This window comes from Bacillus sp. FSL W8-1127 (assembly GCF_038006725.1).
Classification (GTDB): Bacteria; Bacillota; Bacilli; order Bacillales; family DSM-4216; genus Bacillus_O; species Bacillus_O smithii.
In genome coordinates, this window is the sequence record NZ_JBBOVU010000001.1 from 948,239 (window position 1) to 960,857 (window position 12,619).

Genomic DNA, 12,619 nt, shown 5'->3' on the forward strand with positions numbered 1-12,619 from the left:
CCGCAAGTTTTAAAAGTTCATGAATTTCATCCTTCCTGTTGGACGAATGAAAAAGTTTCTTTATTTCTTGATCCATTTTTCCAATAACGGCGTGACTTTATTCCAAAGTGGTTTAAAATGCTCAAAAGAGGACATCAATATATCCATTTGATTCATCAATTCCATAAAATCAACGTTTTCCAGATCCATCTCATCTTTTTTGTTCTCCGATTTTTTTTCGCCGTTACGTTCATGTTGGCCAAACATTAGTTTGTCAAAAGGATGTATATTGGTTTTTTGCTTCTCTTCCGTACTCATAAGTTAGCTGCCCCCTTTCCTTCTACCTTTTAGTTTATGTGTCTCAATTAAAACGGAATGGATAGAGTCCCATAGATATAGTGGGTTGAGGAAAAAAGTTTGCAAGACAAAAGTATTTTTGTTATGATTAGTACCAGGTAATAATATGTGCTTATACCACTTTCTATAAGTCAATGGACGCTCATTGCGTATTTTTCGCAACGAACGCTCGTTGAACAAAGTTTTTAGAAGGAAGGGAAGCGTGTTGAACGCAGGAATTATTGGAGTTGGTCGCTACGTACCAGAAAAGGTTGTAAAAAATACAGATTTAGAAAAAATCATGGATACGTCTGATGAATGGATCCGTACGAGAACGGGAATTGAAGAACGGAGAATTGCCGGAGATGATATGGATACGTCCGATATGGCGTTTGAAGCTGCGAAAAACGCCATTGCACATGCCGGAATTTCTCCAAAAGAAATAGATTTAATTTTAGTGGCTACTGTCACCCCGGATCAGCCTTTCCCTACGGTCGCATGCATGCTCCAAGATCGATTGGGGGCAGCCAATGCAGCGGCGATGGATATTAGTGCTGCTTGTGCTGGTTTTATGTACGGGCTGGCAACCGCCCAACAATTTATCACTTCAGGTGCGTACCGCTATGTGTTAGTGGTGGGGGTTGAAAAACTTTCGAAAATCACGGACTGGAGCGATCGGAATACAGCTGTACTATTTGGCGATGGAGCAGGGGCAGCTGTAGTAGGGCCAGTTTCTGAAGGAAGAGGAATTCTCGCTTTTGATCTCGGTGCGGATGGATCCGGCGGGAAGTATTTGTACCAAGACCGATATATCCATATGAACGGTCGGGAAGTGTTCAAGTTTGCGGTTCGACAAATGGGAGAATCCTGCATTCGTGTGATAGAAAAAGCGGGACTTTCGAAAGAAGATGTCGATTTTCTAATTCCTCATCAAGCCAATATTCGGATTATGGAATCTGCTCGCCAACGCTTGGAGCTTCCTGTTGAAAAAATGTCGAAAACCGTTCATAAATACGGAAATACTTCTGCTGCCTCTATTCCAATTTCGCTTGTGGAAGAACTGGAAGCTGGTAAAATAAAAGATGATCAGGTTATCGTGATGGTAGGATTTGGCGGTGGTCTGACATGGGGAGCTGTTCTTCTAAGATGGGGACGGTAAAAATAAATCTTCTTGAACTCGTAAAGGAGATGGGGTAATGGAGAAAAGACGTGTTGTTGTAACCGGGCTTGGTGCGGTTACACCTGTTGGATTAAATGTTGAAACTTCTTGGGAAAATATCATAAACGGAGTAAGCGGGATTAAGCCTCTGACAAGAGTGAATCCTGATGAATTTCCTGCTAAAGTAGCAGCTGAAATAAACGATTTTAATCCGGAAGACTATTTAGAACGAAAAGAAGCAAGAAAAATGGATCGCTTTACTCAGTATGCCGTAGCTGCTGCCATTCAAGCTGTAAAAGATGCTGATCTAGTCATTGATGAATCAAATGCAGAACGAGTGGGAGTGTGGATCGGCTCCGGCATCGGCGGCATGGAAACATTTGAACAGCAGTTTGAAACATTCCAAAAAAGAGGTTACCGCCGAGTCAGCCCGTTCTTTGTTCCGATGATGATTCCTGATATGGCAGCCGGCCAAGTTTCTATTCTACTTGGTGCCAAAGGAATTAATTCCTGTACGGTGACAGCTTGTGCAACCGGCACAAACTCTATCGGTGACGCTTTTAAAGCGATTCAGCGCGGAGATGCCGATGTGATGGTGACGGGCGGTACAGAAGCTCCTATCACTCGTATGAGTATTGCTGGTTTCAGCGCCAATACTGCTCTTTCTACAAATCCGGATCCAAAAACGGCCAGCCGCCCCTTTGATGCAAATCGCGATGGTTTTGTCATAGGGGAAGGTGCAGGAATTATTGTTTTGGAGGAACTGGAACATGCATTAAAAAGAGGAGCGCGAATTTATGCTGAAATCGTTGGTTATGGCATGACAGGCGACGCTTATCATATTACAGCTCCTGCCCCGGGAGGAGAAGGAGGAGCGCGGGCTATGAAAAAGGCGCTCCAGGATGCCGGTTTAAAACCGGAAGATATTGATTACATTAATGCCCATGGAACAAGCACGCCGTACAATGATAAATTTGAAACGGCGGCCATTAAAACGGTTTTTGGTGAACATGCATACCGTCTAGCTGTTAGCTCCACTAAGTCCATGACAGGGCATTTGCTTGGTGCGGCCGGGGGCGTGGAAGCTATCATCACCGTCCTTTCAATAAAAAATGATATCATGCCGCCGACTATCAATTTGGAAACAAAAGATCCGGATTGCGATCTCGACTACGTTCCACATGAAGCAAGAAAACAAACGGTTCGCGCAGCCATCAGTAATTCATTCGGATTTGGCGGACATAATGCCACGATTGTTTTTAAAAAATATGAACAGTAATGGGTTTATGTCTTAAACGATTCATTTTGCATGTGTAGGATAAGATGATGGAAACCCTCAAAAAGGACAGAATGTGTTTTTCCGTTCTGTCCTTTTTTGATGGAAAATCATTTTTACTATTCCAAAAAATATATTCAAAAACCTGAGCGGTATAGTAAACTGAAAAAAAGACGATTAGGAGAAATGACAGTGTCCTTTTTTTGGATCCGATTCGTGATTTTTAGTTTGATAAGTGTTGTCTTTTTGTATCAGGAGTTTGAGCCGACTCAACATTTTGCCGTTTTGCTTCTTTTGTTTTCCCTTTTGTTGATCGGCTATTTTTTGCTATCCGTCGTGCCTAAACCAGCTGTTTTGCATGGTGTGATGGGGATTTTGCTCTTTTCATTCGGGTTCTTCGCATCTTCAGAAACGAAGGTGTATATCCTTTTTTTGTTTTTGTATTTGATGATGGAAGGAGCCGTATTGCTAAGTTCCAAAGACTTTCTTTACTCGTTCGGCTCTTATTTGATTTTGTCTTTTTTATTTCTTTATTGGAAAGTACCGGAAAAAAGCCCCTTTCTTTTAGTTTCTTCTCTCTTTGCCATTTTAACGTTCAGTTTAAATCGCAGTTTTGCAGCTCTGAAGGAAAAACAAAAGCTGTATGAAACGCTGGTCGGGGAGTTTCGAAAATTAAAGCGTATTTCTTATGAATCGGAGCGAACGGCAAGGCTGGAGGAACGAACAAGAATTGCCCGGGATATTCACGACTCTGTTGGGCACAAACTCACTGCACTGCTTATGCATTTGCAAATTTTATCCATGCAGAAAGGAGAAGATTTTGAAGAATTGAAGGGATTGGTACAAGATAGTTTAGAAGAAACAAGGCAGGCGGTAAGAGCTTTGAGGACAGAGGAGCATGAAGGAATTGCAACCGTTTTAGAACTTATACGCAAGTTAGAAGCGGAGAGCCACATTTTTTTGAATTTAACCATCAAAAAAGGGATTTTATCCACACCTCTGACCAATCAAGAAAGTATAGTTTTATATCGAGTGATTCAAGAAGCATTGACAAATGCCATGCGCCATTCTCATTCAAAAGAAGTGGAGCTGCAATTAGGGTTCGACGCGATTGGAAAACTGGAATTCTCCATTTCGAATAAAGTGGTTGAAAAAAAAGAGTTTACTTTTGGATTCGGTTTATCCAATATGGAAGAACGATTAAAGGAAATTGGCGGAAAATTGACGGTTTACTATACGGAAACGGATTTTGTAGTGGAAGGGAGCTTTCCGTTAAAGGGGGAAAACCGTAATGTGGAAAGTATTATTGGTTGAAGATCAGCCCATCGTAAGGCAAGGATTAAAAATGATGATGGAACAAGATCCGGAAATTCAAGTGATTCAAGAAGCAGAGAACGGTCTGGAAGCTCTCAAATGTTTAGAACGGAATCACGTTGATTTGGCAGTGATCGATATTCGCATGCCGGTGATGAATGGATTGGAAGCAACGAGAGAAATCAAAAAGCGATGGCCTCATGTGAAAATACTGATACTTACCACTTTTAATGATGAAGAATATGCCGAGGCCGCTTTAAGGGACGGAGCCAGTGGATTTTTGCTGAAATCGGCGGAGCCGCAGGCGTTCATCCGAGCTATTCACAGCTGCATGAGTGGAGGAATCACCATTCATGAGGAAGTGGCGGCAAAAGTGGTGCCGAAATTATTCAACCATCCCAAACCAGCAATAGAGCTTCCGCTGTCGCCCCGTGAAAAAACCATCGCCATTTTAGTGGGAGAAGGAAAATCCAATCGGGAAATTGCCGCCGAGCTTTATTTATCGGTGGGAACCGTCAAAAATCATATTTCGCAAATTTTGCAAAAGCTGCATCTTCGAGATCGTACTCAATTGGCGATTTTTGCCGTGAAAAATGGGCTTTGCTAATAAACAAAAGAGTGTCGGTGCATACCGACATTTTTTTATCGCCAAAAACATATGTCTACAAAAAATGACATTACGAAATCAAACGCTGATAGAAGCGGAGTTTCCTGTCGCAACCATTGTTAAACAATGACGGAGGTCATAGTTTTGGAAAAGAAGAGATGACGGAAGATAGTGTTTTCCCGATCGCAAACTCAGTACCATGTAAATAGAAAAACGAAAGGGGAAGAAAGAAAACATGATTGATGTGGTCAATATCACGAAAAAATTTAAAAAAATAACGGCTGTCGACGGGGTCAATATGTATCTGAACAAAGGCGAGACGGTAGGGCTTTTGGGACCAAACGGCGCTGGAAAATCTACAACCATTTCCATGATCGCAACGTTGATTCCTCCTACGGTTGGAGATATTCGATTGAATAACGAAAGCGTGATTAAGCATCCGGCTTATCTTCGCTCGATTCTCGGGATTGTTCCGCAAGAGATCGCCTTATATATGGATTTATCAGCAAGAGAAAACTTGGAATTCTTCGCAAGAATGTATAAGCTTTCAGGAAAAGAAAAAAAGAAAAAAGTGGATGAAGTATTGGACATCATTGGTCTTAAAGATCGGCAGCATGATTTGACGAAACATTTTTCAGGCGGGATGAAACGACGACTGAATATTGGGGCAGCATTGCTTCACGACCCGGAATTGATCATCATGGATGAGCCGACCGTTGGAATTGATCCGCAATCTCGCAATTTCATCTTACAAACTGTCAAGCGGCTGAACGAAGAAAAGAAAATGACGGTCCTTTATACAAGCCATTATATGGAAGAAGTCGAGTTCCTATGCGATCGGATTTATATCATGGACAACGGGAAAATCATTACCTCCGGAACCAAAGAGGAGATTAAAAATATTCTTTCGGCCGAAAAGACGATCGTGATCAAAACGGAGAGGCTCAAGGAAGAATTCGTCCATGTTTTAAACCAAGAACCGACCATACGAAAAGTCTCAGTGGGAAATCAAACAGTATCGATTATCGTTCCGAAACAGGTGAACCTTTTTCAAAAAATTTTTCGATTCGCGGAGAGTACGGATACGGTCATTACTTCTATCGATGTTCAATCACCGACGTTGGAAGATGTATTTTTGCATCTTACCGGAAAAGCATTAAGAGACTAATAAGGGGGGAAGAACATGATCGCATCGCTTGTGAAAAAACAATTGCTATTATTACTGCGAAACCGACAGGAGCTGCTTGTGCTGTTGGGAATGCCGTTTCTATTAATTACGATTTTAGGCGTCGCTCTTGGCAGCGTTATGGATGGCGGCGATGAACCGATAAAAGGAAAAGTGGCCATCATCATTCAAGGAAATGAACAAAAGGATAAGGAAAAATTGATTCAAGAAATCAAGCAATCTTCGATTCCACAGCAGCAAAAACAGAATTTGATAGAGGGGACCCAATCGTTTTCGCCTATTGAACAATTAAAAGGTATTTTTAATAGTCCCAATGTGAAGAAATATATGGAAGTGAGCATCAAAGGCAGGACCGATCTTGACGATATCAGGAAAAAACGGGATGTATCTGCTGTGATCGTTGTTCCGAAACATTTTTCTTATAATGTGTACCGGCATGTCTTTTTAGGAGAAAAACGAGTTCCGCAGCTGACTTTCTATCAAAATGATGGGAAAATGGCGGCACTGGCCGCTCTTGATATTGTTAGGTCGTACCGTGACCAGTTGACCACTAACACGGCAATGACGAAAAACGGAATTCGTTTCAACGGCAATCATCATCCTGCGGAAATTTCGATGGAGTCTGTAACGAAAAGAAAACCTATGAAAGCCATTACCTATTATACTGTGGGAATGAGCGTAATGTTTGTATTATATATCGTTTCTCAAGTATCGACTTATGCTTTTCAAGAGAAAGAATCTCATGCGTTTGACAGGATGGTTTTGGCTAATATTCCGATCTTTAAATACGTATTCGGAACTTTTTTATCCGCTTTTGTTCTAGCGTTGCTGCAAATATTGATTTTATATGGGGCGGTAGAAATTGTGTACGGAGTGAAGTGGCCTAATTGGTTTTCCTTCCTGGCTATTTCCATATCGTTAAGCGCATCTGTGGGCGGATTGGCAGTGTTGATGATGGCCATCAATTTCCGCAGCCAATCGGAGTCGGCGTCTACGTTTTTTTCATCCGCCATTGTTTCCGTTTTTGCATTTGTCGGAGGCAGCTTTTTCCCCGTCGGACAGATTTCCAATGTGTTTCGATGGCTAGGCAATGCGACTCCGAATGGGGCGGGAATGAATGCCTATTTGAAGCTTTTGCAAGGCTACGGATTTACTGAAGTCGTTGGCTCTTTTGGATATTTGCTTGCATTAAGTATTTGTTTATTCATGATCGGGTGGATGATATTTCCTAGAAAGGAGATGTCTGCATGAAAGCGATTCTTCTGGCAAAATGGCAAATGTTTTTGAGAAAACCGTGGGGCTATTTCTTGATTTCTGTCATTTGCGTCGGTTTTGCTTTTATCGTCGGAAAAGCAAATGATACGAAAATGATCGTTCCTGTAGCCAGCCAATTGAACGAAAAGGAAACAAAGACGGTGTTGCACGAATTCCATCAATTCGATTTGGTTGACTTTCGGTTGACAACGGAAAAGGACGTTCAACAAATGGTTGGCGAAGGAAAAGCAGAAGCTGGCATCATCTTGTCAAAAGATCACTTTCGTCTTGTGGTCACCTCACAAACCGGAAACGTACAGCTGATCAAGCGGTATGCAGAAAAGGTCCAAGACGAGTATTTCCAAAATCGCCACATCAAAATCGAATTGGAAAAGATGCCAAAGGAAATGAAAGAGCGAGTTCTTAAAGATTTAGACCAACCGCTTTTTCAAATCAAACAAAAAAGTTTGCACGATCACGGTACGGTGATTATTGATCCTCATCTGCAAAGCTTATTCGGTTTCGCTTTATTCTTTGTGATTTATACCATTGCTTTTCAAGTTGTGAATATATTGCAGGAGAAAAAAGAGGGAATTTGGGATCGAATGATCTTTTCCCCGATTAAAAAATGGCAAATGTACACAGGCAATTTATTGTTTTGCTTTGTCTTAGGGTACATTCAAGTTCTGATGGTTTTTTCTGTTTTTTATGCAATAGGCGTTGATTTTTATGGTGGTTTTGCCAAAACGCTGGTCATTTTGATTCCTTATGTATTTTCCGTTGTGGCTCTTTCTATATTTCTTACCGGCATCTGCAAGAGCGTTCCGCAGTTTCGGGCCATCTTGCAAATTCTAGCGGTCAGCATGGCAATGGTCGGTGGAGCTTATTGGCCGATTGAGATCGTTTCATCCCAAGTGCTTCTGGCCATTTCAAAGTTTGTGCCGGTGACCTATGCCATGCAGGCGCTGAAAGAAGCGACCATCTATCATTATTCGTTCAGCGAATTGTTATATCCGATCAGCATTCTGTTTATGATGGGAGTGGTGTTAATGGGAATCGGGATCAACTTGATGGAGCGAAGGCATGTTTAACGGGACCATTCATAAAATAGAAGATGATACGGACAAATTTGGCCAATGATTGGAACAAAAATGAGACGATTTCGTTTTCGCTAACCTTGTGAAGAAAAACATAGATTAGAGAGCAATCCTCCCTGAATCATTTTGGAAAGCAAGGGCTTAGTGGCCTTGCTTTTTTGTGTCTTTTGAATGGTTTTGAACATAAATATAAATACATAAAAAGGGAGGATGCCTTTCATGGGTGTATACAATACGAAAGAATGGCTAATGAATCATTGGGACGAACCACTCGAATGGATGAGCAAGATCGATGGAATCTCAGAACGGGAAGCGATTTCGTTTTATCGCTATTTACAGAAGCACGGCATGTTTGCGCCTTCCAAACGAACAAGACCCACTTTTGAGGGTCTTGTACAGAAAAAAGCTTGGAAGGAAATGGAACGTCTTTTTTTAAAATATAAACAGCTTTGGAATGGCCCTGATATCGGCATTTATTTGTTTCCTGTTCAATCCAATTTTTCCCTTTTTGGAGACAGACCGAACAAATCGGGTCTGGCTCTAGGCGACAAGATGTTTTTGTTTTTATCTCCCGACATTGACAAAGAACAATGGGAAGCCGTGTTTGTTCATGAATATCATCATTGTGCTCGGATGGAAAAATTGGAAAAAAGAGAGGAAAAGTATCGACTTTTAGATTCCATTTTGTTTGAAGGCCTGGCGGAGTTTGCCGTGAAGGAATATGTAGGAGAAAAATGGAATGCTTCTTGGTGCAAACAATATACATCGGCTGATATAAAAAAATGGTGGCGTTCTTATGTACAAGATCACCTCATGCTGTCCAAACAAAATCCTGTTCATGATCGAATTTTATATGGGAAAGGCATGCTGCCGTCTATGCTTGGCTATGCGACGGGATTTTCCATTGTTGAGGAATGTGCAAAAAAATGGAAGAAAGGGACAAAGGAAATGCTTGCTCTGCCTGCCGAAACTTTTTTGAAAGAATGGAATCAATGATCACCTGTTTCCATCTCCCCATATAAAGGGGGATTTTTTGTTTTCAGTAAGGTTGAAAAATGTCTAAACGGTTTTAACGCAACGGAAATTCGTTGATCACATTTATGAATGTGAAAATTTGATTTTGAAAAAAGAAAGCATGTCGAGGAAATATCGCTTTCGCATAATAGCGGGATTTCGAGAATATACATGAACAAAAGACGTTGGACAAGCCAACAGAGAGAAAATGGCGGCGAGGATGGAAAAAGGTGGGGAGAATCTTTTTTTGGCTTTTCGGATTCGGATTATCAGTGGCCGGCGGAGTCAGCATGATCATCTATGTGAACTTTATGGCTGCAGGGCTGACGTTCGTTGAATACGTGAAATTTCTTGCGAAAAAAGGGAATTGTTATTTGTTTGTACTCGGATTGATCATCATCAGTCTTTCCATTTACTATCCACAGCCAAAGAAGAAAAAATAAGAACACATTCAAAAACATCCCCCTACAGGAATAATTTAACTTTCTTTTGCCCATACTGTGTGACAAATGAAGAAGATGTAAGGGGGTCTCTACATGTTGTACTTGCATGATGTCTGGGTAAATTGGTTTGAAGGCGAGGAAAACGGATATAATGTCTGTCCGTTTCATGAATGGAGGAAAGAGGACGCCATTGAATTATTAGACCAGGTGCCTCTTTTGAAAGTAAATAAGCTATTATACCACTTTATTGAAAATGATATGTCTGATTTGCCGAAAGACTTATTAAATGAAGTCTATCAAAAAGCCTATTTAAGAAAAAACCATGAACGCATCCAGTTGGATTATGCATTCGTTGTAACAGACGGAGCCGGTATTTTGGCTGTCGATACTATGGGCTACACCATCCCGATTCGAAAAAGCCGTTTGATTCCCCGTCAGGAACAATTAGTATACGAAATGATTGAAAATGAAGAAGAAGCAAACTTCGAATGGGAATTAGCTCATAAAGAGAAAGAACATCATATTCTTTCTCCTCTTCCGGATCAAATGTTCGGACTGACCAGGAAAGAAAGACAGCTGAAACAACTTTTGTTTATGGCTCTTGATCAACTTCAGTCTTCCAAAAATACAGCGGAAATTCGCTATTGGTATACAGAATGGGCGCCGGAAAAATATGCGCAAATTCAAGAAATGAATTTCGATGAAGCATGGAACGCTCTCTATGAAGAAACGAAAGTAGGCTGGACCGAAAAACATATGCAGCTTTGCGAAAATATTATTCGGGGACAAGCCTTTTTTGAAAAACTGTGGGAAATGGAAAATGGTTCTTCGAAAGTGAATTAAACGACGAGGCTTTGCAGGAGCAAAAGGTTATTCCAGGCGGGAGATGAGTGCCATCTTTCTGCTATTTTTTTGAATCTTTCATGAAAAATGATCGGCCGCGGGATGAGTCCCGCGGCCGGATTTTTATCTTCTTCTTTTTCTTCCGAGCCCCATGGCGTTTTTCATTTTTTGCAGCATTTTATTGGCCACATAGTTCGCTTTTTCTGCACCGCGGTCGAGAATTTCATCCAGTTCTTCAGAATCGATGAGTTCAGCATAACGTTGTTGAATCGGCTTTAGCTCTTCGATAATTAATTCCGCCAAATCTTGTTTAAATTCTCCATACCCTTTACCGGCGTATTTTTCTTCCAACTCTTTGATGGAAATATTTCCGAGAACGGAATAAATCGACAACAGATTGGAAACTCCGGGCTTAGCTTCCCGATCATAGCGGATAACTCCTTCAGAATCGGTAACGGCACTTTTGATTTTTTTCTCGATGAGTTTTGGTTCGTCAAGCAAGGTGATAAACGCTTTTGAATTCGGATCGGATTTGCTCATTTTTTTCGTAGGATCTTGGAGAGACATGACACGCGCTCCGGCTTTCGGCAAGCGGATTTCCGGTATGGTAAAAATATCGTTGTACTTTTTATTAAATCGTTCCGCCAAGTCTCGCGTTAATTCAATATGTTGTTTTTGATCTTCTCCAACAGGCACTAAATCGGTATTATACAATAAAATGTCGGCTGCCATTAGTGGAGGGTATGTGAGAAGACCGGCGGAAACCGCTTCTTTGCCGGCTGATTTATCCTTAAATTGTGTCATACGCTCCAATTCGCCAATATAAGAAATACATTGAAGAATCCAACCGGCTTCCGTATGGGCCGGAACTTCGGATTGAATGAAAAGAGTCACCTTTTCCGGATCAAGACCGACCGCCAAGTACAATGCCGCTAATCTGCGGATGTTTTTGCGAAGCTCAAGACGATCTTGCGGAACGGTAATGGCATGCTCATCCACAATGCAAAAATAACAGTTGTACTCGTCTTGCAGTTCAACAAATTGCTTCATTGCCCCAATATAGTTTCCCAGCGTAATCGTTCCGCTAGGCTGAATACCCGAAAAAATTGTTTTCATCATTTTCTACCTCCATCATGCATCCTAAAATTTTTTGATCCATAAAAAAACCATTCGTCCGTAAAGATTAGGGACGAATGGTTGTTCCGCGGTGCCACCCTAAGTTGCTCGCATGGAGCCACTTTGTTTCCATTCACATGGAATCCTTTTAACGCAACGGAATGCGCCTCTTCACTACTAAGCTTGAAGCCGTTCGCAAAGGGAGCTCGAAAGTCCATTCCAGCCGTCCGATTGTTTGTTTCCACCGACCACAAACTCTCTGGAAAACCGGTTATCGGCTGTACTCTTCTTTCTCATCGCTTCAATTATGTGTGTTCCTGATTATAACGAATTTTTAACAAGGATTCAAGCGGCTCAAGGGGAAAAGAGAAAGGCAATCATCAAATCTAAAACCACAAAAAAACTGCCTGTGATGATCAATGGATTCGTGAAACGAATTTTTCTTTTGCCAGCATCTAAACGTGAAACTACCGTTTGATCGACTGGGTCAAATTGTGAAACATACTGGCCTTCTTTGGACATTTTTCTTATTTGTTTAAAGCTATTCATGATTCCGTCAAAAAAACCTCCACCATAAACGAAAAGAAAGAGACCGATCGTCAAGAAAAAGAGACCGATCAAAAACGTGGAGTTGACAAAGCTAGTAAAAAAAGATTGCGGATCTATCAAAGAATACAAGGCAGAAATCAATATGTTAACAAAGAATAAAATAAAAACCGTCTTCATGAACAACGCTCCCTATGATATCGTAACAATCTTTTGCAGGTTGCAATCGCCGTTTCTACCTTTAAGTATACTTGTGATGAAAACGGCAGACAATGATCGGTCCACTTTAAAATCCATTATTTTCATGAAATGATTCTCATATTATTTTAGAAAAATACATCCATATCATGAATAGAAAATCAATTTAAAAGTTTAAACTAAGGAAACGTATTAAAGCGTTACCATTTTAATTTAAAGAAGGAATTCTGTTTAATCATTATTTAATTAAT

Annotated in this window: 13 protein-coding genes and 1 other annotated feature; of the genes, 10 read left to right on the forward strand and 3 right to left on the reverse strand. The window is 41.0% G+C overall.

Annotation, left to right across the window (positions count from 1 at the left end; translation table 11 throughout):
- Positions 1–60 precede the first annotated feature (60 nt).
- On the reverse strand, positions 61–297 hold the full coding sequence (locus NST12_RS04520) for a hypothetical protein (protein WP_341028731.1): 237 nt from the start codon (positions 295–297) through the stop codon (positions 61–63).
- A gap of 244 nt (positions 298–541) precedes the next feature.
- On the opposite strand from NST12_RS04520, the gene NST12_RS04525 reads away from it, so the two are divergent.
- The 10 genes from NST12_RS04525 to NST12_RS04570 all read left to right on the forward strand — a co-directional run bounded on the left by NST12_RS04525 (position 542) and on the right by NST12_RS04570 (position 10,508).
- Positions 542–1,474: a beta-ketoacyl-ACP synthase III gene (locus NST12_RS04525; RefSeq protein ID WP_341030473.1), complete on the forward strand. Its 933-nt coding sequence runs from the start codon at positions 542–544 to the stop codon at positions 1,472–1,474.
- A 37-nt stretch (positions 1,475–1,511) separates the two neighbouring features.
- Positions 1,512–2,753: a beta-ketoacyl-ACP synthase II gene (fabF, locus tag NST12_RS04530; protein ID WP_003353693.1), complete on the forward strand. Its 1,242-nt coding sequence runs from the start codon at positions 1,512–1,514 to the stop codon at positions 2,751–2,753.
- A gap of 189 nt (positions 2,754–2,942) precedes the next feature.
- Positions 2,943–4,064, forward strand: coding sequence for a sensor histidine kinase (locus tag NST12_RS04535; protein WP_061778467.1), 1,122 nt, complete (start codon positions 2,943–2,945; stop codon positions 4,062–4,064).
- Entirely contained in the window at positions 4,042–4,671 is a 630-nt protein-coding gene (locus NST12_RS04540; RefSeq protein WP_048622870.1) for a response regulator transcription factor, read from the forward strand. Before NST12_RS04535 ends, NST12_RS04540 begins: the two co-directional genes overlap by 23 nt.
- Before the next feature lie 235 nt (positions 4,672–4,906).
- Entirely contained in the window at positions 4,907–5,839 is a 933-nt protein-coding gene (locus NST12_RS04545) for an ABC transporter ATP-binding protein (RefSeq protein ID WP_341028733.1), read from the forward strand.
- 15 nt (positions 5,840–5,854) lie between these two features.
- On the forward strand, positions 5,855–7,108 hold the full coding sequence (locus NST12_RS04550; protein ID WP_341028734.1) for an ABC transporter permease: 1,254 nt from the start codon (positions 5,855–5,857) through the stop codon (positions 7,106–7,108).
- A complete protein-coding gene (locus NST12_RS04555; RefSeq protein ID WP_341028736.1) occupies positions 7,105–8,202 on the forward strand; it encodes an ABC transporter permease in 1,098 nt (365 codons plus the stop codon). The genes NST12_RS04550 and NST12_RS04555 overlap by 4 nt, the downstream gene beginning before the upstream one ends.
- Before the next feature lie 225 nt (positions 8,203–8,427).
- A complete protein-coding gene (locus NST12_RS04560; protein ID WP_341028738.1) occupies positions 8,428–9,204 on the forward strand; it encodes a DUF2268 domain-containing protein in 777 nt (258 codons plus the stop codon).
- A 248-nt stretch (positions 9,205–9,452) separates the two neighbouring features.
- A complete protein-coding gene (locus NST12_RS04565) occupies positions 9,453–9,665 on the forward strand; it encodes a hypothetical protein (protein WP_341028741.1) in 213 nt (70 codons plus the stop codon).
- 93 nt (positions 9,666–9,758) lie between these two features.
- Positions 9,759–10,508, forward strand: a complete 750-nt coding sequence (locus NST12_RS04570) for a YjbA family protein (RefSeq protein WP_048622875.1) — start codon at positions 9,759–9,761, stop codon at positions 10,506–10,508.
- A 123-nt stretch (positions 10,509–10,631) separates the two neighbouring features.
- Here NST12_RS04570 and trpS read toward each other — a convergent pair whose 3' ends face one another.
- Together trpS and NST12_RS04580 are read right to left on the reverse strand one after the other, a co-directional pair.
- A complete protein-coding gene (gene trpS, locus NST12_RS04575) occupies positions 10,632–11,627 on the reverse strand; it encodes a tryptophan--tRNA ligase (RefSeq protein ID WP_341028744.1) in 996 nt (331 codons plus the stop codon).
- A gap of 63 nt (positions 11,628–11,690) precedes the next feature.
- Positions 11,691–11,930, reverse strand: a binding site (T-box leader).
- 48 nt (positions 11,931–11,978) lie between these two features.
- The gene (locus tag NST12_RS04580; RefSeq protein WP_048622877.1) at positions 11,979–12,350 is read right to left on the reverse strand and encodes a DUF3899 domain-containing protein; all 372 of its coding nucleotides are present in this window, start codon (positions 12,348–12,350) and stop codon (positions 11,979–11,981) included.
- Positions 12,351–12,619 lie beyond the last annotated feature (269 nt).